The organism is Pseudomonas sp. GL_091 (genome assembly GCF_057837725.1).
This window is the reverse complement of sequence record NZ_CM174451.1, coordinates 5825005-5849948: the sequence shown is the minus strand read 5'-3', so window position 1 is coordinate 5849948 and position 24944 is coordinate 5825005. Positions and strand designations below refer to the sequence as shown.

The 24944-nt window shown below is 58.8% G+C and carries 22 protein-coding genes and 1 pseudogene; 16 read left to right on the top strand and 7 right to left on the bottom strand.

Going from position 1 to position 24944, the window contains the following annotated elements:
* Window positions 1–37 precede the first annotated feature (37 nt).
* Window positions 38–1069: pseudogene (locus tag AC3ITY_RS26570) on the bottom strand (HAMP domain-containing protein); the annotation flags it as partial.
* Between the two features lie 188 nt (window positions 1070–1257).
* Here AC3ITY_RS26570 and AC3ITY_RS26565 point away from each other — a divergent pair.
* The gene (locus AC3ITY_RS26565; RefSeq protein ID WP_489305961.1) at window positions 1258–2736 is read left to right on the top strand and encodes a helicase HerA-like domain-containing protein; all 1479 of its coding nucleotides are present in this window, start codon (window positions 1258–1260) and stop codon (window positions 2734–2736) included.
* Window positions 2737–2852: 116 nt separating this feature from the next.
* On the opposite strand, the gene AC3ITY_RS26560 is transcribed toward AC3ITY_RS26565, so the two are convergent.
* Window positions 2853–3311 carry a DUF721 domain-containing protein gene (locus AC3ITY_RS26560; protein WP_046042193.1) on the bottom strand — a complete coding sequence of 153 codons (459 nt, stop codon included), beginning with the start codon at window positions 3309–3311 and terminating at the stop codon, window positions 2853–2855.
* Between the two features lie 307 nt (window positions 3312–3618).
* Here AC3ITY_RS26560 and secA point away from each other — a divergent pair, with 307 nt between their 5' ends.
* The 4 genes from secA (at window position 3619) to AC3ITY_RS26540 (ending at window position 9417) form a co-directional block, all read left to right on the top strand.
* A complete protein-coding gene (secA, locus tag AC3ITY_RS26555) occupies window positions 3619–6354 on the top strand; it encodes a preprotein translocase subunit SecA (RefSeq protein WP_489305959.1) in 2736 nt (911 codons plus the stop codon).
* Window positions 6355–6474: 120 nt separating this feature from the next.
* The gene (gene argJ, locus AC3ITY_RS26550; RefSeq protein ID WP_090457453.1) at window positions 6475–7692 is read left to right on the top strand and encodes a bifunctional glutamate N-acetyltransferase/amino-acid acetyltransferase ArgJ; all 1218 of its coding nucleotides are present in this window, start codon (window positions 6475–6477) and stop codon (window positions 7690–7692) included.
* Between the two features lie 148 nt (window positions 7693–7840).
* Window positions 7841–8473: a glutathione S-transferase family protein gene (locus AC3ITY_RS26545; RefSeq protein ID WP_489305958.1), complete on the top strand. Its 633-nt coding sequence runs from the start codon at window positions 7841–7843 to the stop codon at window positions 8471–8473.
* Window positions 8470–9417 carry a Nudix family hydrolase gene (locus AC3ITY_RS26540; protein ID WP_489305957.1) on the top strand — a complete coding sequence of 316 codons (948 nt, stop codon included), beginning with the start codon at window positions 8470–8472 and terminating at the stop codon, window positions 9415–9417. The genes AC3ITY_RS26545 and AC3ITY_RS26540 overlap by 4 nt, the downstream gene beginning before the upstream one ends.
* Window positions 9418–9532: 115 nt before the next feature.
* On the opposite strand, the gene AC3ITY_RS26535 is transcribed toward AC3ITY_RS26540, so the two are convergent.
* Genes AC3ITY_RS26535 through AC3ITY_RS26525 form a run of 3 tightly spaced genes read right to left on the bottom strand, consistent with a single transcriptional unit; the run spans window position 9533 to window position 13116 of the window.
* The gene (locus tag AC3ITY_RS26535; RefSeq protein WP_489305955.1) at window positions 9533–10114 is read right to left on the bottom strand and encodes a cob(I)yrinic acid a,c-diamide adenosyltransferase; all 582 of its coding nucleotides are present in this window, start codon (window positions 10112–10114) and stop codon (window positions 9533–9535) included.
* Between the two features lie 2 nt (window positions 10115–10116).
* On the bottom strand, window positions 10117–12153 hold the full coding sequence (locus AC3ITY_RS26530; protein WP_489311010.1) for a sensor histidine kinase: 2037 nt from the start codon (window positions 12151–12153) through the stop codon (window positions 10117–10119).
* Window positions 12154–12198: 45 nt separating this feature from the next.
* A complete protein-coding gene (locus AC3ITY_RS26525) occupies window positions 12199–13116 on the bottom strand; it encodes a putative 2-dehydropantoate 2-reductase (protein WP_489305953.1) in 918 nt (305 codons plus the stop codon).
* A 134-nt stretch (window positions 13117–13250) separates the two neighbouring features.
* Between AC3ITY_RS26525 and AC3ITY_RS26520 the strand changes: the two genes are divergently transcribed.
* Window positions 13251–13736 (top strand): YajQ family cyclic di-GMP-binding protein, encoded by a 486-nt coding sequence (locus AC3ITY_RS26520; protein ID WP_007977344.1) that lies wholly within the window; start codon window positions 13251–13253, stop codon window positions 13734–13736.
* Window positions 13737–13872: 136 nt separating this feature from the next.
* Window positions 13873–14715: a mechanosensitive ion channel family protein gene (locus tag AC3ITY_RS26515; protein ID WP_223459529.1), complete on the top strand. Its 843-nt coding sequence runs from the start codon at window positions 13873–13875 to the stop codon at window positions 14713–14715.
* Between the two features lie 144 nt (window positions 14716–14859).
* Here AC3ITY_RS26515 and AC3ITY_RS26510 read toward each other — a convergent pair whose 3' ends face one another.
* Window positions 14860–16188: an OprD family porin gene (locus AC3ITY_RS26510; protein ID WP_489305951.1), complete on the bottom strand. Its 1329-nt coding sequence runs from the start codon at window positions 16186–16188 to the stop codon at window positions 14860–14862.
* A 911-nt stretch (window positions 16189–17099) separates the two neighbouring features.
* Between AC3ITY_RS26510 and AC3ITY_RS26505 the strand changes: the two genes are divergently transcribed.
* Together AC3ITY_RS26505 and AC3ITY_RS26500 are read left to right on the top strand one after the other, a co-directional pair.
* Window positions 17100–17525, top strand: coding sequence for an HIT domain-containing protein (locus AC3ITY_RS26505; protein WP_489311008.1), 426 nt, complete (start codon window positions 17100–17102; stop codon window positions 17523–17525).
* A 3-nt stretch (window positions 17526–17528) separates the two neighbouring features.
* Window positions 17529–17735 (top strand): SlyX family protein, encoded by a 207-nt coding sequence (locus AC3ITY_RS26500; protein ID WP_008052459.1) that lies wholly within the window; start codon window positions 17529–17531, stop codon window positions 17733–17735.
* Between the two features lie 64 nt (window positions 17736–17799).
* Here the strand turns inward: AC3ITY_RS26500 and AC3ITY_RS26495 are convergent, their stop codons facing one another.
* The gene (locus AC3ITY_RS26495) at window positions 17800–18402 is read right to left on the bottom strand and encodes a cold shock domain-containing protein membrane protein (protein WP_317848683.1); all 603 of its coding nucleotides are present in this window, start codon (window positions 18400–18402) and stop codon (window positions 17800–17802) included.
* A 592-nt stretch (window positions 18403–18994) separates the two neighbouring features.
* Between AC3ITY_RS26495 and AC3ITY_RS26490 the strand changes: the two genes are divergently transcribed.
* From AC3ITY_RS26490 to ruvB, 7 genes are all read left to right on the top strand, one after another.
* Window positions 18995–19330, top strand: coding sequence for a ribbon-helix-helix domain-containing protein (locus tag AC3ITY_RS26490; RefSeq protein ID WP_489305949.1), 336 nt, complete (start codon window positions 18995–18997; stop codon window positions 19328–19330).
* A gap of 136 nt (window positions 19331–19466) precedes the next feature.
* Window positions 19467–19688, top strand: a complete 222-nt coding sequence (locus AC3ITY_RS26485; protein ID WP_032829812.1) for an FmdB family zinc ribbon protein — start codon at window positions 19467–19469, stop codon at window positions 19686–19688.
* Window positions 19689–19808: 120 nt separating this feature from the next.
* Window positions 19809–21584 carry an aspartate--tRNA ligase gene (gene aspS / locus AC3ITY_RS26480; protein ID WP_489271107.1) on the top strand — a complete coding sequence of 592 codons (1776 nt, stop codon included), beginning with the start codon at window positions 19809–19811 and terminating at the stop codon, window positions 21582–21584.
* Window positions 21585–21712: 128 nt separating this feature from the next.
* Window positions 21713–22459 (top strand): YebC/PmpR family DNA-binding transcriptional regulator, encoded by a 747-nt coding sequence (locus tag AC3ITY_RS26475; protein WP_477787709.1) that lies wholly within the window; start codon window positions 21713–21715, stop codon window positions 22457–22459.
* Between the two features lie 140 nt (window positions 22460–22599).
* On the top strand, window positions 22600–23124 hold the full coding sequence (gene ruvC / locus AC3ITY_RS26470) for a crossover junction endodeoxyribonuclease RuvC (protein WP_046042207.1): 525 nt from the start codon (window positions 22600–22602) through the stop codon (window positions 23122–23124).
* Window positions 23125–23238: 114 nt separating this feature from the next.
* Window positions 23239–23847 (top strand): Holliday junction branch migration protein RuvA, encoded by a 609-nt coding sequence (ruvA, locus tag AC3ITY_RS26465; protein ID WP_008052450.1) that lies wholly within the window; start codon window positions 23239–23241, stop codon window positions 23845–23847.
* Window positions 23848–24909 carry a Holliday junction branch migration DNA helicase RuvB gene (gene ruvB / locus AC3ITY_RS26460; RefSeq protein ID WP_046042209.1) on the top strand — a complete coding sequence of 354 codons (1062 nt, stop codon included), beginning with the start codon at window positions 23848–23850 and terminating at the stop codon, window positions 24907–24909.
* Window positions 24910–24944 lie beyond the last annotated feature (35 nt).

Below are 24944 nucleotides of genomic sequence, written 5' to 3'. Positions count from 1 at the left end.
CCGAGGACACTTCGCGGATCGAGCCGTGAATACGCTCGACGAAACGGTTGAACGCGGTGCCGAGGGTGCCGAACTCGTCATTGTTCTGGATGGTCAGGCGCTTGGTCAGGTCGCCTTCGCCGTCGGCGATGTCGGCCATGGCGCGTGTCATGACGTGCAACGGCTGGATCAGGATGCGAATCAGCATGCCGAGCAGGGCGATGATGATGGCCACGGCAATGATGGTCGCAACGACAGCCGAGGTGCGGAATTCGCTGAGCATCGAGTAGGCTTTTTCCTTGTCGACCGACAGACCGATGTACCAGTTGACCGACGACAAGCCTTTGATCGGGGTGAAGGTCACGATGCGGGTTTTGCCGTCGACCTGGATTTCGCTCATTGCACTGCTGATGGCCGGCGTGTCTTGCGGGTAGACATCCTTGAGTGTCTTCATCGCCAGCGCTTTGTCGGGATGTACCAGGATCTTGCCGTCGGAACTGACCAGGAAGGCATAACCGATGCCGTTGAAATCCAGCGTGCCAAGGCTGTCGGCGATCACCTGCAAACTCAGGTCGCCACCGACCACGCCGATGTTCTGGCCGTCCTTGATGACGCTGTCGACAATGGAAATCACCAGTTGGCCGGAGGCCAGATCGATATATGGCTCGGTCAATGCCGAACCGCTGCTGTCTTGCGCGCTCTTGTACCAAGGGCGTGCACGCGGGTCATAGCCATCGGGCATCTTGCTGTCCGGGCGAATGATGAAAGAACCATCCTTGTTGCCGAGGTAGGCGCCCATGAAAGTCGAGGTCACGGCTTTTTGTACAAGCAGCCTGGAAACGTTGTCTGCATCGGGGTTGAACGCGACAGTTTGTGACAGGTTTTCAATCAGCAGGCTGCGCCCGTTCAACCAGGTCTGGATATTGTTGGCGGTCACTGCGCCCATTTCCTGCAGATAATTTTCCAGGTCTTTGCGGATGGCGTTGCGCTGCAAATAGTCGTTGTACAGCGTAAATGAGGCGAAGGCGGCAATCACAATGAGGGCGGCGGCCAGCAGGATCTTATGGCTGAAACGCAGATTTTTGTTCATGGCTTGGGGTTCCGCTAAGGTCTTAATGTCCAGCGCGTGCTTTTATAAAGGGACGCACGACGGGCAAGGTTGAAAGCAAGTGAATTTTCCGACTCTCCTTAGGGAAATTTCCGACCAGATCGTGTCTGACTGCTTTGTCGTTATCTCTATCGGCCGTGTAGGACCAAAGATTAATCATGGGTGACCAAATGCCTGACTCATTGCAACTCGTTATCGGCGCCGATCTCGAAGGGCAGCCGATTGCCCAGGCCATGCGCCTGGCGAACCGCCACGGTTTGATCGCGGGCGCGACCGGCACCGGCAAGACCGTCACTTTGCAACGAATGGCCGAAGCCTTCAGCGATGCCGGCGTGGCAGTGTTCGCCGCCGACATCAAGGGTGACCTGTGCGGTCTCGGTGCCGCCGGCAACCCCCAGGGCAAGATCGCCGAGCGGATTGCCGGGATGCCCTGGCTCAACCACAAGCCTCAGGCTTATCCGGTGACGTTGTGGGACGTACACGGTCAGTCCGGTCATCCTTTACGCACAACCTTGAGTGAAATGGGGCCGCTGCTGCTGGGCAGCCTGCTGGAGCTGACCGACAGTCAGCAGTCGGCGCTGTACGCCGCGTTCAAGGTGGCGGATCGCGAAGGCCTGTTGTTGCTCGATCTCAAGGATCTGAAGGCGTTGCTCAATCACCTGCGGGACAACCCCCAGTTGCTGGGCGACGATGCGGCATTGATGACCACCGGCTCCAGCCAGGCATTGCTGCGACGACTGGCAACCCTGGAGCAACAGGGCGCCGAAGCCCTGTTCGGCGAGCCGGCGCTGCAACTCGAAGACATCCTTCAACCCACGGCGCAGGGCCGTGGGCGCATTCATTTGCTCGATGCCAGCCGCCTGGTGCATGAAGCGCCGAAAGTCTACGCGACGTTCCTGCTGTGGCTGCTGGCCGAGCTGTTCGAGCAGTTGCCGGAGCGTGGCGATGCCGACAAACCGTTACTGGCGCTGTTTTTCGACGAGGCTCACTTGTTGTTCAACAGTACGCCCCAGGCATTGCGTGATCGTCTGGAACAAGTCGTGAGGCTGATTCGTTCGAAAGGCGTGGGCGTGTATTTCGTCACCCAGTCACCGGGTGACCTGCCGGATGATGTGCTGGCGCAGTTGGGCTTGCGCATCCAGCACGGTCTGCGTGCGTTCACCGCCAAGGAGCAGAAGTCCCTGCGCGCAGTGGCCGAAGGTTTCCGGCCGAATCCTGCGTTCGATGCGTTGTCAGTGTTGACCGAGCTCGGGATCGGTGAGGCGCTGGTCGGCACCCTGCAGGAAAAGGGCACGCCGGAAGTGGTCCAGCGGGTGCTGGTGGCACCGCCGCAATCGCGGATCGGGCCTTTGACCGACACCGAGCGCACGGCGCTGATTGCCGGTTCGCCGTTGCAGGGGCGTTATGACAAGCCGATTGACCGTGAATCGGCCTATGAGGTGCTGATGGGGCGCAAGGGGTTGGCACCTGAGCCCGAAGCGGAGCAGGGCAAACAGGAGCCGAGCTTCACCGAACAGGCCGGAGAGTTTCTTGGAACCGCGGCGGGTCAGGCCTTGAAATCAGCGATGCGACAGGCGGCGAATCAGCTTGGGCGACAGTTGGTGCGCGGCTTGATGGGCTCGTTGCTAGGCAGCAAAAAAATCCGGTAGCGAGTGGACACAATTTAACTGTGGGAGCGAGCCTGCTCGCGAATCGGTGTGTCAGGCAACATCATTGTTGAATGTTATGCCGCCTTCGCGAGCAGGCTCGCTCCCACAGGGGGCGCCTATGAGGATTTGGTTTTGGCGTGCGCCGCCAACCGCTCCAGCGCTGCCCGCAAATTCGGGTCGCTGATTCCATCGGCCGTGGCCTGAATGGTCGCTGCCGCGTCGTTGGACAAGTCCATGGTATGCCCGGCCGCACCTTGCTGAACGGTCGGCGGTTGAACTTTGAACAGGATCCGGGTCAGATTGGCAAACTCATCGAACATCTGCAATTGCCGTTGCAGGCGCTTTTGCTGGTAGCGCAGGCGGGTTGCCCAATGACCGTCGGTGACAATCAGCAACAAACTGCCTTCGCGCCAGGAAGCCACGTGGCAATGCTCGCGAGCGGCGGGTTGCAATTGGCTTTCGAGCAAACGTTGCAGATGACCCAGGCGTTGAGCGTGGCCGAGAATGGCCTTCAGCGGCTTGGCTTCGCGTAGTAGAACGGCAGGTACTTTGGCCGTAAGTGGGCGAAATGCCATGATCAGACACCTGAAGTAACAGAGGCGCCATGGTAGCAGAAAGCGCCGGATGCACCCGCCCATTGCTTTTGTGGGTGCTTTGCCCATTAAATCAACAACTAACTTCTGCCTTGAACGGCTTGAAGTTGAGCAAAACGCCCTTATTTTAAGTGAGCCCCGTCAAAGCGCTGTGCCAGCATCGTGGAATATCGCCACTTTCCTCTCCATCGTTTCCGGGTAGAATGCTCGTTCGCATGCGGCCATGAGGGCTGCACGGGCGACTCACGGGGCCGCCCTCCATCCCTTTAGTGTGGAAGATCCTGCCGATATGTTTGCGCCTTTGTTAAAGAAACTTTTTGGAAGCAAGAACGAGCGTGAAGTCAAACGCATGCTCAAGACGGTGCAACTCGTCAATGCCTTCGAAGAGCAAATGGTGGCCCTTTCGGACGATCAATTGCGTGCCAAGACAGATGAGTTCAAGGCCCGCATCGCCAAAGGGGAATCCCTCGACAAACTGCTGCCAGAAGCCTTTGCGGTCGCCCGCGAAGCCGGCAAGCGTGTCATGGGCATGCGCCACTTCGATGTCCAGCTGATCGGCGGCATGACCTTGCATGAAGGCATGATCGCGGAAATGCGTACCGGTGAAGGCAAGACCCTGGTGGCAACACTGGGCGTTTACCTCAACGCGCTGTCCGGCAACGGTGTGCACGTTGTGACTGTGAACGACTACCTGGCCCGCCGTGACGCCAACTGGATGCGCCCGCTGTATGAATTCCTCGGCATGACGGTCGGCGTTGTCACGCCGTTCCAGCCGCCGGAAGAGAAGCGCGCTGCCTACGCCGCCGACATCACCTACGGCACCAACAACGAATTCGGCTTCGATTACCTGCGCGACAACATGGCGTTCAGCATGGAAGAAAAATTCCAGCGCGAACTCAATTTCGCCGTGATCGACGAAGTCGACTCCATCCTCATCGACGAAGCCCGTACGCCGCTGATCATCTCCGGTCAGGCCGAGGACAGCTCCAAGCTGTACATCGAGGTCAACAAGCTGATCCCGACGCTTGAGTTGCACATCGAAGAAGTGGAAGGCGAAGTCACCAAGGCCGGCCACTACACCGTTGACGAGAAGACCCGCCAGGTCGAACTCAACGAAGCCGGTCACCAGTTCGTCGAAGAGACGCTGACCCGCATCGGCCTGCTGGCTGAAGGCGAAAGCCTGTATTCGGCACACAACCTGAGCCTGCTGACTCACGTTTATGCCGGCCTGCGTGCGCACAAACTGTTCCACCGCAATATCGAGTACATCGTGCAGGACGGTCAGGTTGTCCTGGTCGACGAGCACACCGGCCGTACCATGCCGGGCCGCCGTTTGTCCGAAGGCCTGCACCAGGCCATCGAAGCCAAGGAAAACCTGAACATCCAGGCCGAAAGCCAGACGCTGGCGTCGACCACCTTCCAGAACTACTTCCGTCTGTACAACAAGTTGTCCGGCATGACCGGTACGGCCGACACCGAAGCGTTCGAGTTCCACCAGATCTATGGCCTGCAGGTCATGGTGATTCCACCGAACAAGCCGCTGGCCCGTAAAGACTACAACGACCTGGTGTTCCTGACCGCCGACGAGAAATACGCGGCAATCGTGGCCGACATCAAGGAAAGCATGGCTGCGGGTCGTCCGGTTCTGGTCGGTACTGCCACCATCGAAACCTCCGAGCACATGTCCGGTCTGCTCGTGAAGGAAGGCATCGAACACAAGGTTCTGAACGCCAAGTTCCACGAAAAAGAAGCCGAGATCATTGCCCAGGCCGGTCGCCCGGGCGCACTGACCATCGCCACCAACATGGCCGGTCGTGGTACCGACATCCTGTTGGGCGGTAACTGGGAAGTGGAAGTGGCTTCCCTGGAAAACCCGACCCCTGAGCAGATTGCCCAGATCAAGGCCGACTGGCAGAAGCGTCACCAGCAAGTGCTCGAATCGGGCGGTTTGCAGGTGATTGCCTCCGAGCGTCATGAATCGCGCCGTATCGACAACCAGTTGCGTGGTCGTGCCGGTCGTCAGGGCGACGCCGGTTCCAGCCGCTTCTACCTGTCGCTGGAAGACAGCCTGATGCGCATCTTCGCCTCTGACCGGGTGAAGAACTTCATGAAAGCCCTGGGCATGCAGCCTGGCGAAGCGATTGAGCACCGCATGGTGACCAACGCCATCGAAAAGGCTCAGCGCAAGGTTGAAGGCCGCAACTTCGACATTCGCAAGCAACTGCTCGAGTTCGACGACGTCAACAACGAACAGCGTAAAGTGATCTATCACATGCGTAACACGTTGCTGGCCGCCGACAACATCGGTGAGACCATCGCTGACTTCCGTCAGGACGTGCTCAACGCCACCGTCAGCGCGCACATTCCTCCGCAATCGCTGCCTGAGCAGTGGGACGTGGCCGGTCTGGAAGCTGCGTTGCAGAGCGATTTCGGTGTAGCGCTGCCGATCCAGCAATGGCTCGATGAAGACGATCACCTGTACGAAGAAACCCTGCGCGAGAAACTGATGCAGGAACTGATCGCGGCGTACAACGAGAAAGAAGACCAGGCGGGCGCCGAAGCGCTGCGCACCTTCGAGAAACAAATCGTTCTGCGCGTACTGGACGACCTGTGGAAAGACCACCTGTCGACCATGGACCACCTGCGCCACGGTATCCACTTGCGTGGCTATGCCCAGAAGAACCCGAAGCAGGAATACAAGCGCGAGTCGTTCACCCTGTTCTCCGAGTTGCTGGATTCGATCAAGCGCGATTCGATTCGTGTGTTGTCCCACGTTCAGGTTCGCCGCGAAGATCCGATCGAAGAAGAGCAGCGCCTGCGTCAGGAAGCCGAGGCATTGGCCGCTCGCATGCAGTTCCTGCATGAAGAAGCCCCAGGTCTGGAGCAGCCGGAAGTGTTGGGCGAAGAGGTCGATGTTGCCCTCGCTGCCGCGCCGGTTCGCAACGAGCAGAAGCTGGGTCGCAACGAGCTGTGCTATTGCGGTTCGGGCAAGAAGTTCAAGCATTGCCATGGGCAGATTCAGTAAAGCCCGTTTCAATCGCTGAAATACCCGCGCCGCGACCGGCTTCTGCCGTCGCGGCGTTTTACCATTCGAACCACCGTTCTGCTGAAACGGTGCTGACATCATTTATAAAGGAGCGCATTCATGGCTGTTGGTCTTGGTCCTTTGCCAACGTTGCACCCGGTTGCCGGTTTTGAACTCGGTATCGCCTCGGCCGGTATCAAGCGCCCGGGGCGCAAGGATGTTGTGGTCATGCGCTGTGTTGAAGGCTCCACGGTTGCCGGCGTGTTCACCCTGAACGCGTTTTGTGCCGCACCGGTGATCCTGGCCAAGCAACGCGTGCAAGGCGCTGTGCGTTACCTGCTGACCAACACTGGCAATGCCAACGCCGGCACCGGCGAGCCAGGCCTGGCCGCGGCCGAGCGCACTTGCGCGAAACTGGCCGAGTTGACCGGTGTCGATGCCAGCCAGGTGCTGCCGTACTCCACCGGCGTGATCGGCGAGCCGCTGCCTGTGGAGAAAATTGAAGGCGCGCTGCAAGCGGCCCTCGACGACCTGTCGATCCACAACTGGGAAGCTGCCGCCACCGGTATCATGACCACCGATACCCTGCCAAAAGGTGCCAGTCGTCAGTTCCAGCACGACGGTGTGACCATCACCGTTACCGGCATCAGCAAAGGCGCCGGCATGATTCGCCCGAACATGGCGACCATGCTCGGCTACATCGCCACCGACGCCAAAGTCTCCCGCGACGTGCTGCAAAACCTGATGCTCGATGGCGCCAACAAGTCGTTCAACCGCATCACCATCGATGGCGACACCTCGACCAACGACTGCTGCATGCTGATCGCCACGGGTCAGGCGGCATTGCCGGAAATCACCCGCGCCGAAGGCGAGTTGTTTGCCAAGTTGAAGCAGGCGGTGTTCGAAGTGTGCATGGACGTGGCCCAGGCCATCGTTCGCGACGGCGAAGGCGCGACCAAATTCGTCACCGTTGAAGTCAACGGCGGCGGCAACCACCAGGAATGCCTGGACGTCGGTTACACCGTGGCTCACTCGCCGCTGATCAAGACCGCGCTGTTTGCTTCGGACCCGAACTGGGGCCGTATCCTGGCGGCCGTCGGCCGTGCCGGTGTACCGAACCTGGACGTGAGCAAGATCGACGTATTCCTCGGCGATGTGTGCATTGCCAGCCGTGGCGCGCGCGCGGCGACCTACACCGAAGCCCAGGGCGCGGCGGTGATGCAGCAGGAAGAAATCACCATCCGTATCGAGCTGGGTCGTGGCGATTGCAGCGAAACCATCTGGACCACCGACCTGTCCCACGAATACGTGAAGATCAACGCCGAGTACCGTACGTAAGACCGAGTCGCCCCTATCGTGAGCAGGCTCGCTCCCACATTGGATTTGTGTACACCTCGAACCACTGTGGGAGCGAGCCTGCTCGCGATGGCGATCTGTCAGTCACTAGCTAGACTGGCCTGCCTCCCTCATCCCAAAGGTCCCGAACATGAGCCTGCACCTGATCATCGGCGACAAACTGCATTCCTCCTGGTCCTTGCGCGGGGCTCTGGCCCTCGATCTGGCTGGCGCCTCCTACACCGAAGAACTGATCAAGCTGAACCAGCCGGACACCCGTGAGCGTCTGCTCAAGCATTCGCCGACCGGCAAGGTCCCGCTGCTGAAGACCGGGCACGGCACCATCGCCGACTCCCTGGCGATTGCCGAGTACCTGGCAGAACAGTTTCCCGACGCGAACCTGTGGCCCAAAGACACTGCCGCCCGTGCCCAGGCGCGTTCGGCGTGCGCGCAAATGCACAGTGGCTTTTTCGCCATGCGCGGCAACATGCCGTTCGACCTGAGCCATGACGCAGCGCTGTCGCCTGTTCCAGCTGACGTTCAGGCCGACATCGAACGCATGTCGGCGCTGTGGGCCGAGTGCCGTGCCGCTGCGACCGAGAGCGGTCCGTACTTGTTTGGCCACATCACGTTGGCCGACGTGTTCTTTGCACCCATCGCCGTGCGCCTGCGCACCTATCGGGTGAAACTGTCCGCGGCTGACGAAGCCTATGTTGAAACCCTCTACCAATGGCCGGCGTTCAAGGCCTGGCAGAAGGCCGGACTGGAGGAGTTGCAAAGGTGAAACGAGTCCATGTCGCCGCCGCCGTCATCCGCGATGGCAGTGGCCAAATCCTGATCGCCCGTCGTGCCGACTCACAGCACCAGGGTGGCCTGTGGGAGTTTCCAGGCGGCAAGGTCGAGGCCGACGAGTCGGTCGAAACTGCGCTGTCCCGCGAACTCCATGAAGAGCTGGGCATCGTGGTCGGCGCGGCGCGCCCGCTGATCAAGGTCCGGCACGATTACCCGGACAAGCAGGTGTTGCTGGATGTCTGGGAAGTCTCGGCGTTTACCGGCGAGCCCCACGGTGCCGAAGGCCAACCGCTGGCCTGGGTTGCACCTCGTGATTTGTCGAGTTACGAGTTCCCGGCGGCCAATCAGCCGATCGTCGCGGCCGCGAAATTACCCGCACAGTACCTGATCACGCCGGAAGACCTGGAAACCCCAGCGTTGCTGCGTGGCATCCAGAAGGCCATTGCCAGCGGCATCAAGCTGATCCAGTTGCGCGCGCCGAACGGTTACGATCCGAAGTATCGCGACCTGGCCGTGGATGCGGTAGGGCTGTGTGCTGGCAAGGCGCAATTGATGATCAAGGGACCGTTCGAATGGCTGGGCGACTTCCCGTCCGCCGGTTGGCACATTACCTCGGCGCAGTTGCGCAAATACGCAGCGGCTGGGCGACCGCTCCCGGCATCACGCTGGCTGGCGGCGTCATGCCATAACGCTGAAGAGCTGGCGCTGGCCGAACAGATGGGGGTGGATTTCGTGACCCTGTCACCGGTTCAACCGACCCTGACGCATCCTGGCGCCGAGCCGTTGGGTTGGGAGCAGGCGTCGAGCTTGATCGAAGGGTTCAGCAAGCCGGTGTTCCTGCTCGGTGGTGTGGGCCCGGCTGAGGTGGAGAAAGCCTGGGCGGCGGGTGCGCAGGGTGTGGCGGGGATTCGGGCGTTTTGGCCTGATTCCCAGTGATGCAAATGGCCTCATCGCGAGCAGGCTCGCTCCTACATGGATCGCATTTCTACTGTTGGAACTCGGTCAATTGTAGGAGCGAGCCTGCTCGCGATGGGGGCGCTAACGACAACGATTAAACCTCAGGCTTCGCCGCAGGCTGCCAAAGAATCTCCGCCACTCCCTGACGCTTGGCAATCAGCCGCGCCACCACAAACAGCAAGTCCGACAACCGATTGATGTACGCCAAGCCAACCCCGGCCAACGGCTCAATCGCATTGAGTTGCTGACACCGCCGCTCTGCGCTGCGCGCCAGGCTGCGGCAGACATGAGCCTGGGCAATCAGCGTCGAGCCGCCGGGCAAGATGAAGTTTTCCAGCGGTCCCAACTCTTCATTCCACACATCGATCGCCGCTTCCAGGCGTTCGATTTCCACTGCATTTAACGCCTGATACACCGGCATCGCCAGTTCACCACCCAGATCAAATAACCGATGCTGGCAGGGAGCCAATACCTCGATCACTTCGTTCAAGCCTGGAAACTGACCAGTTTCTGCTGCCAGCCCGGCCAGAAGCACCCCAACCTGGCTGTTCAGCGTATCGACCTCGCCGATTGCTTCAATGCGCGGGTGATCTTTCGGTACGCGACGGCCATCGCCCAGCCCGGTCTCGCCTTTGTCGCCAGTGCGGGTGTAAATCTTCGACAAACGAAAGCCCATGGTTACCTCGATAGCAGATTGAGTTCTTGCGGGACAGGCGGCGTGCTCGCCAGGGGCAGGCGCAAGGTGAAGCAAGTGCCTTGGCCCAGGGTCGATTGCACTTCCATCTGCCCCTTATGGTTATTGGTGATGATGAAGTACGACACCGACAGCCCAAGCCCGGTGCCCTGGCCGATTTCCTTGGTGGTGAAAAACGGCTCGAAGGTGCGTTTGCGCACGTTTTCGCTCATGCCGATGCCGTTGTCCTCGACCTGAATTTCCGCCCAAGGCGGATTCAGTCTGGTGCGCAGGATGATCCGCCCCGGCTCGCTGTCGTCTTCGCGCTGGTGAATGGCTTGCGCGGCGTTTTTCAACAGGTTGAGCAGCACTTGCTCCAGTTCGTTGGCGGTGCCGGGGACCGGTCCCAGGGCCGGATCGAACTGGCGAATGATGGCCTGGCCCTTGAAGTCGAAGCCGATCGCCAGATCGAAATCGTTCCCGGCGATCTCCACCGCCTGGTCGATCAGGGCGGGCAGGTCGCACGGGGCCATCTGGCGGGTGCTGCGACGGCTGAAACTGAGCATGTGGGTGACGATTTTCGCCGCCCGGGCACCGGCCTGCTGGATGCCGTCGAGCAACTGCGGCACTTCGCGGATTTGCAGGTACTGATTGACCGTCGCCAGTTCGATACCGGCCTGTTCGGCTACTTCGAGGTTCTTCGGTAGATCAGGGGACAGGCGTCGGCGAATGTTTTGCACGTTGTGCAGGATCGCGCCCAGCGGGTTGTTGATCTCGTGGGCCATGCCGGCGGCCAGACCACCCACCGAAAGCATTTTCTCCGACTGCACCATCATCTCTTCCAGGGACAGGCGCTGGGTGATGTCGTCGATCCGTATCACCACGCCACGCCCGGCACCGCCCATCAACGGATAGAAAGTCAGGGCGTAGTGGCGGGGGTCGTCGTCCTTGAGCCAGGTGACACGTTCGATCTTGGCCACCGTATGCTGCTCGACCGTTTCCTTGAGTTGCGGCAAGAACGGCTTGAGCGGTTCGAAGGCGAGGAAGATAGGCTGGTTCAGGGCTTCATCGAGGCGCGTGCCGGACAGGGCGCTGGCTTCCTGGTTCCATTGCGTCACGTAGAGCTGTTCGTCGAGAGCGATCAGCGCCGACGGCATGGAGTCGATGATGCTGTTGAGGTAGTTCTGGAAACCGGTGAGCTTTTTTTCGATCTTGCTGCGCACCTGCACTTCGAGCTCCAGTTTGCGGTTGGTATGGCGGGTTTCTTCCGCCAGACCCTGGGCCTGGTCATAGGCTGCCTGGGAGTCGTCCCTGGCCCGCTTGAGTTGCTGCTCCCTGGCCTCGATCCGCGAAAGCATGGTGTTGAACGCCTCGGCGAGACTGCCGATTTCATCGTGGTTTCCTCGCGAAGCACGCAGTGCGTAGTTTTCTTCACGGGTGACCTGCCGGGACAACTCTTCGAGCTGGTGGATCGGCCGGGTAATCAGGCGCTTGATCTGGCGGGCAATGATCAGCCACAACAGCACGCTGAAGATCAGAATTCCCAGGCTGGCCGTCAGGGTCCCGGTGTAGAACGCCACTGGCAGTTCGCTCGTGGCCACCAACAACAGGTGCCCTGGTGCCGCGCCGGTGCGGGGCAGGGGGATGACTTGGTTGGTACGAAACTCGGTGGCCTGCCAGTCTTCGATATGCCGGAAACGCTTCGGCAGCTCCAGGTTGTCGCCATGCTGCAATTGCGCCAATCGTTCGCCCTTTGCGTCATACAGGGCCGCCGCGCGCAACGGCGAATAGCTGTTGAGTTCATTCAGCAGGCGCTCGGCGCTTTGCGGTGACTCCAGGGCTTCGGAGGCCAGGCTAGGGTTGGATACCAGCCGGCCGATGGTCTGCAGGGCCTGGGGCGCCATGCTTTCCTGGGAGATGTAGTAGGCGGCGCTGATAAAGGTCAGGTTGGCAACCAGCAGGACGGTGACCATCAGTACCAGCAGGGCGGCCAGCAGTTTCTGGCCGACGGGCAGGTTTTCAAGGCGCTGGCGCAATGGCATCGGATTCATCGCAGACAAGGAACAAGTGGCCAGCGTAGCCGCTGCTCAGTCGCTGGGCAATCCAAGGCTTTGCAGGCGAGCAATCAACCTTGACTCAAGCTGTTTGAGGTGAGGCAGGTTCAGTTGATGACGTCCGGCCACTTTGCAGGCGTAACCCAGCAGGTAGCTGATTTCCGTGCGGCGCTGGCTCGTGACGTCCTGATGCATCGAGGAGTAGTTGGCTGCGGTGGCGTGAATCACCCGCTCGACTTCCTGCTGCAGGTTTTCGGCGGCTGCCGGCTGACCACAACGCTCAAGCAACTCCACCAGTTCGCCGCACAGGGTGGCGACTTCGCAGTTATGTTGCTGCAAACCGCCGTTGCGGCAATCGTGCAGCACCGTCAGCGGATTGATCGCACAGTTGAGGGCGAGTTTGCGCCACAGCCTGGTCAGGATTTCGGTGCTCCACTCGTGGGGGATGCCGGCAGCGCTCAGGTCATCGAGCCAGATCGGCGCCACCGGGTGGCTCGCATCCCCCAGCCAGGTGAAGCCATGCCCGGCAAACACTACGCGCCAATCGCCATCGCGGAAGGCACCTTCGGTGCTCGAGGCATAGATGCAGCGTGCCTGAGGAACCTGTGCGGCCACCGCGTCCTGACTGCCCAGGCCATTTTGCAGCAGGATCAGTTCGGCGCCGGGGGCCAGGCGGGGCGCCACTCGGGCCACCGCACTTTCGGTATCGTAGGCTTTGCACGCCACCAGCAGGCGGTTGATCGGTTGGGGGCTGTCGGCTGTCTCTGCGGGCACGGCATAGTGTCGCGCCTCGCCGTGTTCAACCAAGGTCAACCCACCGGCCGCCTCATAGGCCAGCAGTCTCGCGGTGTCCCGCAGGATCAGCCTGACCGGCGCTCCAGCCCGTGCCAGGCGTGTCGCCCATAAAGTGCCGAGGCTGCCGGCGCCTAGAACATGCCAGGTGGTGGACATCAGCTTTTTACTCTGTTTAAGGCGTGCATCGGCAGCTCGCAGTGAATGATGGTAAAGACCCGTTATAATCAGCGCAGATTTTAACCGCAAGCCAGGCGTGCTCCATCAGTGCGCCTTTATATTGGAGAGATTACATGCCGTCGTTCGACGTGGTATCCGAACTGGACAAACACGAAGTCACCAACGCGGTCGAGAACGCCGTCAAGGAACTCGATCGTCGTTATGACCTGAAAGGCAAAGGCAGCTTCGAGTTCAAGGAAAAAGACCTGACCGTCAACCTGACCGCGGAAGCGGATTTCCAGCTCGAAGCGATGATTGAGATCCTCAAGCTGGCGCTGGTCAAGCGCAAAATCGACGTGCAGTGCCTTGAAGTCAAGGACGCGTTCGCGTCGGGCAAGCTGATGAAGCAGGAAGCCGTCCTCAAGGAAGGTATCGACAAGGAACTGGCGAAGAAAATCGTCGCTCATGTCAAAGACGCCAAGCTCAAGGTCCAGGCGGCCATTCAGGGCGAGCAGGTTCGTATTACCGGCAAAAAGCGTGATGACCTGCAAGAAGCCATTGCAGTGCTGCGGGCCAAGGAATTCGGTATGCCGCTGCAGTTCAACAACTTCCGCGACTGACCTTTAAAGCGGGAACCTCTTGGCGTTTGCGACGTCGGAGGCCCAAGCAACGGCAGAAACGATTGAGCCCGTCGCGGTTCAATCTTTCTGCCGCTTTTTTTACGCATGCCGGGTAGCCGGAAACAGGAGAGAGTAGATGGACTTAAATGCCGAGGTAGACAATCTGGTCAAGGTATCCCAAACTTGGATCCCGATGATCATGGAATACGGCAGTCGTGTACTGCTGGCGGTCATTACCCTGGCCATCGGCTGGTGGCTGATCAACAAGGTCACGAAAAAGCTCGGCGGCCTGATTGCATTGCGTAATGCCGACCTGGCGCTGCAAGGCTTTATCAGCAGCCTGGCGAACATCATCCTCAAGATCCTGCTGATCGTCAGCGTGGCCTCGATGATCGGTGTGGAAACCACTTCGTTTGTGGCGGCGATTGGTGCGGCGGGTCTGGCCATTGGCCTGGCCTTGCAGGGCAGCCTGGCGAACTTCGCCGGTGGCGTGCTGATTTTGCTGTTCCGTCCGTTTCGTATCGGTGACTGGATCGAGGCTCAGGGTGTCGCCGGTACTGTCGACAGCATCCAGATTTTCCATACCGTACTGCGCACCGGTGACAACAAAACCATCATCGTGCCCAACGGCAATCTGTCGAACGGCATCATCACCAACACCAATCGTCAGCCGACCCGCAAAGTCGTGTTTGATGTAGGCGTTGATTACGAAGCGGACTTGCAGAAAGCCCGAGAAGTGTTGCTGGAGTTGGCCAAGGACCCGCGAGTATTGGCAGATCCGGCACCACAGGCAGTTGTTTCTACCCTGGGTGACAGTTCGATCACACTTTCGCTTCGTGTCTGGGTAAAGACTGCCGATTACTGGGACGTGATGTTCATGTTCAACGAACTATCCCGTGATCGTCTGAGAGAGGCCGGCATCGATATTCCATTTCCACAGCGGGTTATTCGCGTGGTTCAGGAATCTGCTGCGCAGTAATTGGTTTTCTGGTCAAAGCCTGACTACTCGGTCAGGCATGTTCTGCATAGATCTGATCGTTTAAACACACTCTTGACACACCAACGAAAAAGGCCCATCCGAAGATGGGCCTTTTTTTGATTACCGCGAACTAACTTTCTGCAATTACAGAATGTTGAGCGGGTAGTCGGTGATCAGGCGGAACTCAGAGATATCGCCTTCGCCTTCGTCAGCATTGGCGGTGTGCCATGCTTGACGGATGCGGAACGACAGATCTTTGGCTGGGCCGGATTGAATGACGTACTTGGCTTCCACGTTGGTTTCGTGGTGTTTGCCGTCTGCACCGTACAGACCGGTGTAGGTGCTGTTCGATGGAGTGTTGGTACCGTCGATGTTCCAACCATTCGCGTAACGGACCATGAAGCTCAGGCCAGGTACGCCGTACTCGGCCATTTTCAGGTCGTAACGGGCTTGTACCGACTTCTCGCCAGGGGCGTTGAAGTCAGAGTACTGGATGGAGTTGGCGAGGAAAATCGAGTCGCCACCACGGTTGTTGTCACCCACACCGATATAGTCGAACGGGGTATCGCCGTTGACCTTCTGGAAGGCCAGGGTCACGGTGTGTGCTTTCAGGAACGAGTAAGCAGCAGCCAGGGAGTAGGCGGTGTTGCTGATGTCGCCTGCTTTAGCGTCACCGGTATCCTTGGTGTTGTAGATGTTACCGTCGAAGTTGATCGAGTTATCGCCGCCCAGTGCGAGGGTGTAGTTCGCGTTGGCGTAGTACTGGTTCCAGACGTCTTCGAGCTTGGCACCGTAGAGCGATACGCTCAGGTCCGGGGTAATGCCGTACTTGCCACCGAAGTAGTCGATGGAGTTGGCTGTCACGCCAGCGTAAGTAGCGAACAGTTCGCCGTCACGAGCGTTGCGGTCCTGGCTGGTTGCCGAGTAGAAGTGACCGGCTTCGAGGTCGAGGTCTGTAACTTCGCTGCTCTGCAGTTGGATACCGCTGGCAGTTTGGTGAAGGATACGGGAACCGCCTACAGCGAACACCGGAGAGGTGCTTGGCTGCATGTCGCCGATTTTCAGCTCGGTCTTGGAGATGCGGAACTTGGCGGCAGCGCCGGCTTTGCCCTGGCTGTTGTTGACCTCGCCATCAGAGTCCACGGACATGTTGCCGGAACCTGAATATTTGTCGGAACCGTCCAGCTTAATGGCCAGTTGGCCCCAAGCTTCAACGCCAACACCGATCAGACCTTGGGTGTAGCCCGAGCTGTACATGCCCTGAATGCCCTGGGTCCAGTCTTTGTCATCGACTGCGCCGTCTTTCTTGTTACGGTTGTAGTAGTAGTTGCGAACCAGCAAGTCGAGTTTGCTGTCTTCAACGAAACCTTTGGCTTCGGCCTGGTCGCTTACGAAAGGTGCGGCTACTGCCAACTGAGTACTGGCTGCTGCTGCAACTGCCAGTGCGATCATGCTCCACTTCATCACGCGCATCGTGATTTGCTCCTTTGGTTTTAGAAGAGTACTGCCGTCCCACCTGATTTATTATCTGGGCGGCTCTTTCTTTTTGTGTCGGCGCAAACTTATATCACGCCGACAATGTTGGCGATACTTGCGTATCTAACCTTTCGCCTTCTTTACGACCCTGTCGCAAACAGCGTGGTAGATGTCGCAAATTTTCCGCTCCGACGCAACAGGGCTGACAGCTTTTATGCTGTTTTCTGAGTCTTGGCACCGGTAAAAAGAGTCCTGGTGAAACGTTTGAATCTCCATCGGGCTACCTTGCCACTGTTTTTTTTTGCCTGAGGGCCTCCGCTTCCAGCGGGTGCCACTCAGGCGATGTTGGGTATGAATGCAATAAGTGTGCGCAAATTCGGGTTTTGTTGCAGTTTTTTTTCAGTTGACTGTCTGACGCCGTAAAAACCTCATAAAACCGGGGGTTCAAGCACGTTTAGTTTGGGCTTGACGCCTTGTCCGGCATCATGTTGAACCGTTCTGGTCCACTGCATGACAGGCAAAAATGTTACCGGATCACCCCGTCAGTGAGTAAATGGCGGATGTCGAAGCGTTCAGCGTAGACCCACTGTGCGGTTTTGGTGCAAAAAAATTTTGTGTCGTGCCGAGTTCATCCAGCTTGACCGTTTGTCTGTAGCGAACTCCTTCTTGTTAATCAGTCATTTCGGTGTTTTTTGCCGGCTTATCGGTTCTGCAATGGTGCGCAGCAGCGAAAAGTGTCTCAATCGGGGGCGGGTTGTCAGCCTTTCGTTAGCGCTTGTGACTTCTGCGTAAGGTTCGTCGTGAAGCGTGCGCCGTTCGCAGGTATGCTGCCGTCCGGTCGTTTGGCGCACTGTCCCGTCAGGATGGGCGCTAAGCTGAAAAATGATGATCCGGCGGGAGTGCGCGCAGTGTTCGCTTTAGATCCACGACTTCAACAAGACACGTTACCAATCGGGGACTTTCCGCTCTGCCGGTTGCTGCTGTCCAACGATTCGAACTATCCCTGGTTCATCCTGGTACCTCGTCGCGAGGCTATCAGCGAGATATTTCAGTTGGATGTCGCAGACCAGCAACAGCTTTGGCAGGAAACAACTGCGCTGTCGCAAGTGCTCAAGGACTCGTTCGATGCGGACAAGTTGAATGTTGCGGCGCTGGGTAATGTTGTCAGTCAGTTGCACATGCATGTGATTGTGCGCAAGCGCGAAGATGCCGCCTGGCCCGCGCCGGTTTGGGGTAAATACCCGGCAAAACCCTACAAGTCTGAGCAGATCGTCGCCATTCGCGAACGTTTGCGTCTGATTTTGACCGATGATTTTACGTTTCTGGAGGGCTGAACCATGAGCCTGGAAGAACGCGTTACCGAGCTTGAAAGTCGTCTGGCCTTTCAGGATGACACCATCCAGGCATTGAACGATGTGCTGGTGGCGCAGCAGCGGGTGGTCGAGCGTCTGCAGCTGCAAATGGCCGCACTGCTCAAGCGGCAGGAGGAAATGGTCGGCCAGTTCGAGTCATTCGAAGAAGAAGCGCCGCCGCCCCACTATTAAGTAAATCGCAGGCATGAAAAAACCGCGGACAGCTCGGCTGTGCGCGGTTTTTTTATGCCTTGAATCAGCGGCGCGGCAGTGCGGCGATCACATCTTCGGCTTGCAGGCCCTTGTCACGATTCATGACGGAGAACTCCACGCGCTGGCCTTCGACCAGGACGCGGTGACCTTCGCCGCGAATGGCCCGGAAGTGGACGAAGATATCGTCGCCGGAGTCGCGGGAGATGAAGCCGAAGCCTTTGGACGTGTTGAACCACTTGACGGTGCCGGTATCGCGGTTGCTCATGTCGTAGCTAGGCGAGGCGGTGGCTGGTGACGACTTGTAGAAGCTGATGCCCAGGTGCAGGGCAACGGCGATCAGGGCAGCGACCAGGCTGAACAGAACGGCGGGTTGACCGGCGATGACGGGCATCGGTGCGAGCAGCGTCAGGGTTTGCAGGACCACGCTCAGAACCAGCAGGGCGCTGACCAGGTTTTGCAGTTGGTGACGCGGGCCTTTGTTCCAGTAAGGGATGACAGGTGCCAGTGTGAGGTTGAGCAGGCCGAAAAAGGCCAGGTACAGCGCGTCGGGTTGTTGCAGGTAAGGTAAGGCTTCGGATTGCAGGCTAGGGATGAAGGACAGCAGCAAGGCCGCTGCGCCTATCAACAGATGGACGATTTTCAACATTTTGATTAACTCACGTTAAGACAGCTCACAAGGAAGAGCTGATGGCGCACGGTTCGCTTCAAGATAATAAAGAGGCGTTGGACACGTACCCGGTATCAGCCTATGCGCCGTGCCCGGAAAAAATAGGCACTGGCGACACGCTGTCTATTTAACAGCAAAGCTGCAGGCTACTCAAATCAGGGCGTCCGGCGGCTCTTTGGGGATGATTTGGTGCAGGTTGCCCCGGGTTGCGGGGCAGCGGTACCTACGGCCGACTTGCTGCCCCAGCCTATGCAGGTGCATGAAAAAAAACGGGGTGGATACTTCGCTCTCTGCTGGATCAGTAACGCTCGCGTGCGCGGATGACGCCTTGAAGTGTTGTTCGCGCTCTTCTTTCCTACACCGTTCAACACGGCGCTTCTGAAGGGGGCATCACTTTGCTGCGTGGGAAAACGTCCGGAGTAGGACGTTCTCCGGGGTCTGCCAACAATTGTTGGCTTATCTTACGTTGATGGTCATAAAGTCGTCTGGATATGCCTTTGTAACTGCGTTTTTATAAGTCGACAGACAGTTGCTCTTAACGAAACCAGGATGGCAAAGGAGTGTCAGCGTTATGGTTTATGAACGGCAAGAAGAGGGGCGATACGGTTCGCACAGGGATGTAAGGATCGATCCGTTTGTTCGCGAGTTCGATATGGGGTTGGCCCAGCCCTTGTCCCGCTCCGTACGATTGAATGGCTTCGCCACCTGTTTGCGGCTTGAACAGGTTTATTGGGATATTTTGGGGGGGATGGCCCGGGCCAATGGTTGCTCGGTCAGTAGCCTGTTATCTCACGTGGATCGCGAAGTTCACTTGCGTCATGGCGGGGTAAGGAACTTCAGTGGATTGGTGCGGGTTGTCTGTGTCGTGCACAGTCTCAAGGAAGGGGGTTGCGCCGTCACGGCCTAGCCTGAGCGGCGAAAGCAGCAGAGTGTCGGTCTGTGCAGTCTTACGGCTGCACAGGCCGCATTTAATGGATATAATCCCGCTCTTTGCCGCAAAACCCTGCGTGTGCGGTAGCAATCTGATCGCCGAGACAACCTCCATGCCGATGTACGATTATCAATGTGCTTCCTGTGGTCATCAGTTGGAAGCCATTCAAAAGATCAGCGATGCACCGCTGGTCGACTGCCCTGCCTGTCAGGCGCCAGAGCTTAAAAAGTTGCTGTCCATGCCGGGCTTCCGCCTCAGCGGCACGGGTTGGTACGAAACCGATTTCAAGACCGGTTCCAAGAAGAACCTGGCCGGCGGCGACAAAGCTGACTAAGGTCTGGAACCTGAGTTGAACGACACGCGCGAGCTTTTGCATCACCCGGCGCCTTTTTAAAGGCGGGGCTGCTGTAGGATCTCCACCGAATTTCGAATTACGAGAAGTGAAACCACGACCATGATGCGCAGCCATTATTGCGGCCAACTGAACGAAAGCCTGGACGGCCAGGAAATTACCCTTTGCGGATGGGTTCACCGTCGCCGTGACCACGGTGGGGTGATTTTCCTCGATATCCGTGATCGTGATGGTCTGGCCCAAGTCGTGTTCGATCCGGACCGCGCTGAAACCTTCGCCGCTGCCGATCGCGTGCGCAGCGAGTACGTCGTGAAGATCACCGGCAAGGTTCGCCTGCGTCCGGCCGGTGCGACCAACGCCAACATGGCGTCGGGCATGATCGAAGTCCTGGGTTACGAGCTGGAAGTGCTGAACGAATCGGAAACCCCGCCGTTCCCGTTGAACGAGTTCTCCGACGTCGGCGAAGAAACCCGCCTGCGCTATCGCTTCCTCGACCTGCGTCGCCCGGAAATGGCCGAGAAGCTGCGTCTGCGTTCGCGCATGACCACCAGCATCCGTCGCTTCCTGGACGAGAACGGCTTCCTCGACGTCGAGACGCCGATCCTGACCCGTGCTACCCCGGAAGGCGCGCGCGACTACCTGGTGCCGAGCCGTACTCACGCCGGTTCGTTCTTTGCCTTGCCGCAATCGCCACAGCTGTTCAAGCAGCTGCTGATGGTGGCCGGCTTCGACCGTTACTACCAGATTGCCAAGTGCTTCCGTGACGAAGACCTGCGTGCCGACCGTCAGCCGGAATTCACCCAGATCGACATCGAGACCAGCTTCCTCGATGAAAAAGAGATCATGGGCCTGACCGAGCAAATGATCCGCAACCTGTTCAAGGAAGTGCTGGATCTGGAATTCGGCGATTTCCCGCACATGACCTTCGAAGAAGCCATGCGCCGCTACGGTTCCGACAAGCCAGACCTGCGTAACCCGCTGGAACTGGTGGACGTTGCCGATCAGCTCAAGGAAGTCGACTTCAAGGTGTTCAGCGGCCCGGCCAACGACCCGAAATGCCGTATCGCCGCCTTGCGCGTACCTGGCGGGGCGAGCATGCCGCGCAAGCAGATCGACGACTACACCAAGTTTGTCGGTATCTACGGTGCCAAGGGCCTGGCGTATATCAAGGTCAACGAGCGCGCCAAGGGTGTTGAAGGCCTGCAATCGCCAATCGTGAAGAACATTCCTGAAGACAACCTCAATGTGATCCTCGATCGCGTCGGTGCGGTCGACGGCGATATCGTGTTCTTCGGCGCCGACAAAGCCAAGATTGTCAGCGAAGCCCTGGGCGCGCTGCGGATCAAGCTGGGCCACGACCTGGACCTGCTGACCTGCAAGTGGGCGCCAATGTGGGTCGTCGACTTCCCGATGTTCGAAGAAAACGACGACGGCAGCTTCACTGCCTTGCACCACCCGTTCACCGCACCGAAGTGCACCCCGCAAGAGCTGGAAGCCAACCCGGCTGGCGCTCTGTCCCGTGCCTACGACATGGTCCTGAACGGTACCGAACTGGGTGGCGGTTCGATCCGTATCCACCGTAAAGAGATGCAGCAGTCGGTATTCCGTCTGTTGGGCATCAACGAAGCGGAACAGGAAGAGAAATTCGGCTTCCTGCTCGACGCCCTGAAGTACGGCGCGCCGCCGCACGGTGGTCTGGCCTTCGGTCTGGACCGTCTGGTGATGCTGATGACCGGCGCTCAGTCGATCCGTGAAGTGATTGCCTTCCCGAAAACCCAGAGCGCGGCAGACGTCATGACTCAGGCACCGGGCCAGGTGGATGCCAAGGCATTGCGCGAGCTGCACATTCGTTTGCGCGAAACGCCTAAGGCCGAGTAAGGCTGACCTGAAGGGCGCATCTGTGGATGCGCCCTTTCTTTATAGATAGAGCTGTTCAAGATTTTTGTTTGCCGGCCGGCGCAATACAGCGCAGCGGGCAATGTTTCAAAGAGAATTCGGAGCGAGTTATGGCAGGTCATTCCAAGTGGGCGAACATCAAGCACCGCAAAGAACGTCAGGATGCCAAGAGGGGCAAGATCTTCACCAAGTGGATTCGTGAGCTGACTGTCGCTGCCCGTCAGGGTGGTGGTGATCCAGGCTCCAATCCGCGTCTACGCCTGGCCCTGGACAAGGCCTTGAGTGCGAACATGAGCCGCGACATCATCGATCGTGCTGTCGCCCGCGGTACCGGCGCTGCCGACACCGACGACGTGGTCGAGTTGACCTATGAAGGTTATGGCCCGGGCGGCGTGGCGGTGATGGTCGAATGCATGACCGACAACCGTAATCGCACCGCAGCCGCTGTTCGTCACGCGTTCAGCAAGTGCGGTGGTAACCTGGGGACTGACGGTTCGGTGGCCTATCTGTTCGAACGCAAGGGGCAGATCTCCTTCGCAGCCGGCGTTGACGAAGACGCGCTGATGGAAGCAGCCATGGAGGCTGACGCCGATGACGTGGTGACCAACGAAGACGGTTCGATCGACGTTTTCACCTCGTTTGCCGGGTTCTACTCCGTGCGTAACGCACTGGAAGCGGCGGGCTTCAAGGGTGACGACGCGGAAATCGTAATGTTGCCGACCACCAGCGCCGAACTCGATCTGGAAGGCGCCGAGAAAGTCCTCAAGCTGATTGACATGCTCGAGGACCTGGATGACGTGCAAAACGTCTACTCCAATGCGGACATCCCGGAGTCGGTGGCTGCACAGCTCGGCTGATTTGCCTTTTGTAGGAGCGAGCTCGCTCCGGGCGGCGCTCCGACGAAAAACCTGAGAGCGGCGTTCATTCAAGTCAGCCGCGTTATCGTTGACGTCCATCGCGAGCAAGCTCGCTCCTACATTTAAAGCCCGCAGGCGTTATGACTTTAATTCTTGGTATCGACCCCGGTTCGCGCATCACCGGTTACGGTGTGGTTCGTGATACCGGCCGTGGCTGTGAGTACGTCGCCTCCGGTTGTATCCGCACCGGTGCCGGCGAGCTGCATGAGCGACTGCAGATTGTCTACCGCGGTGTGCGGGAGATCATTCAGACTTACCATCCGGTGACCATGGGCATCGAAAAGGTATTCATGGCCCGTAACGCCGATTCCGCCCTGAAACTGGGGCAGGCCCGTGGCGCCGCCATTGTGGCGGGCGCGGAAGAAAACCTGGAAATTGCCGAATACTCCGCGACCCAGGTCAAGCAAGCGGTGGTTGGCACCGGTGCGGCTAATAAAGAGCAAGTGCAGATGATGGTCATGCACATGCTGAAATTGACCAGCAAACCCCAGATCGATGCGTCGGACGCCCTGGCGATTGCGATCTGCCATGCTCATACCCGCTCCAGTCTGCTGCCCCACGGTCTGGGTGCTGCACGCAGTCGTGGCGGGCGTCTGCGTCTCTGATAGCATCAGCAATCATTTTCATGGAGTGAGGGCATTCCGCCTGTGTTGTCGGCGGTAATTCCTCGCCCTATCAGTCGCTGGCCCAGAGCTGGCCAACGCTCAAGGATTTGTAACGTGATTGGACGTTTGCGCGGCACCCTGGCTGAGAAGCAGCCTCCACATTTGATTCTGGATGTAAATGGCCTGGGCTATGAACTTGAAGTGCCCATGACGACCCTTTACCGCTTGCCGTCGGTCGGTGAGCCGCTAACCTTGCATACCCATTTGGTCGTGCGCGAAGACGCACAGTTACTCTATGGTTTTGTCGGCAAGCGTGAGCGCGACTTTTTTCGCGAATTGATCCGCCTCAACGGCGTCGGGCCGAAACTGGCCCTGGCCTTAATGTCGAGCCTGGAAGTCGACGAACTGGTTCGTTGCGTACAGTCCCAGGACACTTCGGCGCTGACCAAGGTCCCGGGCGTCGGCAAGAAAACCGCCGAGCGCTTGCTGGTGGAGCTCAAGGATCGCTTCAAGGCCTGGGAAACCGTACCGGCCATGTTCGCCCTGGTGCCGAACCAGCCGGATGGACCGGCCCCGGTGAACACTGCCGAGACTGACGCTGTCAGTGCCTTGATTTCCCTGGGCTACAAGCCCCAGGAAGCGAGCAAGGCGGTGTCTGCGATCAAGGAGAAAGATTTGAGCAGTGAAGACATGATCCGCCGCGCCTTGAAGGGAATGATCTAAGTGATTGAAGCTGATCGTCTGATCGCTGCCACGCACAGCCCGCGTGAGCGCGAAGAAGTCCAGGACCGTGCGATTCGCCCGGTCAGCCTGGCTGAATACATTGGCCAACCGACCGTTCGCGAGCAGATGGAATTGTTCATTCAGGCCGCTCGCGGTCGTAACGAATCCCTGGATCACACGCTGATCTTCGGGCCACCCGGCCTGGGCAAGACCACCCTCGCCAACATCATCGCCCAGGAAATGGGCGTGTCGATCAAGAGCACCTCGGGGCCGGTGCTGGAGCGTCCCGGTGACCTGGCGGCGCTGTTGACCAATCTTGAACCTCACGATGTGCTGTTTATCGACGAAATCCATCGCCTGTCGCCCATCGTTGAAGAAGTGCTGTACCCGGCCATGGAGGATTTCCAGCTCGACATCATGATCGGCGAAGGCCCGGCCGCGCGTTCGATCAAGCTGGATCTGCCGCCGTTCACCCTGGTTGGCGCAACGACACGGGCGGGGATGCTGACCAATCCGTTGCGAGACCGTTTCGGCATCGTCCAGCGTCTTGAGTTCTACAATACCGCCGACCTGTCGACGATTGTCAGTCGTTCGGCCAGCATCCTTGGTTTGCCGCTGGACCCGGAAGGTGCATTCGAAATCGCCCGCCGTGCCCGTGGCACGCCACGGATCGCCAACCGCTTGCTGCGTAGGGTGCGCGACTTCGCCGAAGTTCGCGCCAAGGGGCATATCACCAAGCCGATTGCCGACCTGGCGCTGAACCTGCTGGACGTCGACGAGCGTGGCTTCGATCACCAGGACCGGCGTCTGTTGCTGACCATGATCGAGAAGTTCGACGGCGGGCCAGTCGGGGTCGACAGCCTGGCCGCCGCCATCAGCGAAGAGCGTCACACCATTGAAGACGTGCTGGAGCCTTACCTGATCCAGCAGGGCTACATCATGCGCACGCCACGGGGGCGGGTGGTGACGCGGCATGCCTACCTGCATTTCGGTTTAAACATTCCGTCACGATTGGGCGAAATGCCCGTGGTAGACGAGTTCCTCGATGCCGCTGACGATTAATTAACGTTGCGTGCTGATTTTTTCGGGCAATGTAG

Excerpts from the sequence above, each read along its gene's own strand:
- AC3ITY_RS26565 (WP_489305961.1), top strand. The coding sequence starts at position 1,258 with ATGCCTGACTCATTGCAACTCGTTATCGGCGCCGATCTCGAAGGGCAG.
- AC3ITY_RS26560 (WP_046042193.1), bottom strand. The coding sequence starts at position 3,311 with ATGGCATTTCGCCCACTTACGGCCAAAGTACCTGCCGTTCTACTACGC.
- secA (WP_489305959.1), top strand. The coding sequence starts at position 3,619 with ATGTTTGCGCCTTTGTTAAAGAAACTTTTTGGAAGCAAGAACGAGCGT.
- argJ (WP_090457453.1), top strand. The coding sequence starts at position 6,475 with ATGGCTGTTGGTCTTGGTCCTTTGCCAACGTTGCACCCGGTTGCCGGT.
- AC3ITY_RS26545 (WP_489305958.1), top strand. The coding sequence starts at position 7,841 with ATGAGCCTGCACCTGATCATCGGCGACAAACTGCATTCCTCCTGGTCC.
- AC3ITY_RS26535 (WP_489305955.1), bottom strand. The coding sequence starts at position 10,114 with ATGGGCTTTCGTTTGTCGAAGATTTACACCCGCACTGGCGACAAAGGC.
- AC3ITY_RS26530 (WP_489311010.1), bottom strand. The coding sequence starts at position 12,153 with ATGCCATTGCGCCAGCGCCTTGAAAACCTGCCCGTCGGCCAGAAACTG.
- AC3ITY_RS26525 (WP_489305953.1), bottom strand. The coding sequence starts at position 13,116 with ATGTCCACCACCTGGCATGTTCTAGGCGCCGGCAGCCTCGGCACTTTA.
- AC3ITY_RS26520 (WP_007977344.1), top strand. The coding sequence starts at position 13,251 with ATGCCGTCGTTCGACGTGGTATCCGAACTGGACAAACACGAAGTCACC.
- AC3ITY_RS26515 (WP_223459529.1), top strand. The coding sequence starts at position 13,873 with ATGGACTTAAATGCCGAGGTAGACAATCTGGTCAAGGTATCCCAAACT.
- AC3ITY_RS26510 (WP_489305951.1), bottom strand. The coding sequence starts at position 16,188 with ATGCGCGTGATGAAGTGGAGCATGATCGCACTGGCAGTTGCAGCAGCA.
- AC3ITY_RS26500 (WP_008052459.1), top strand. The coding sequence starts at position 17,529 with ATGAGCCTGGAAGAACGCGTTACCGAGCTTGAAAGTCGTCTGGCCTTT.
- AC3ITY_RS26495 (WP_317848683.1), bottom strand. The coding sequence starts at position 18,402 with ATGTTGAAAATCGTCCATCTGTTGATAGGCGCAGCGGCCTTGCTGCTG.
- AC3ITY_RS26490 (WP_489305949.1), top strand. The coding sequence starts at position 18,995 with ATGGTTTATGAACGGCAAGAAGAGGGGCGATACGGTTCGCACAGGGAT.
- AC3ITY_RS26485 (WP_032829812.1), top strand. The coding sequence starts at position 19,467 with ATGCCGATGTACGATTATCAATGTGCTTCCTGTGGTCATCAGTTGGAA.
- aspS (WP_489271107.1), top strand. The coding sequence starts at position 19,809 with ATGATGCGCAGCCATTATTGCGGCCAACTGAACGAAAGCCTGGACGGC.
- AC3ITY_RS26475 (WP_477787709.1), top strand. The coding sequence starts at position 21,713 with ATGGCAGGTCATTCCAAGTGGGCGAACATCAAGCACCGCAAAGAACGT.
- ruvC (WP_046042207.1), top strand. The coding sequence starts at position 22,600 with ATGACTTTAATTCTTGGTATCGACCCCGGTTCGCGCATCACCGGTTAC.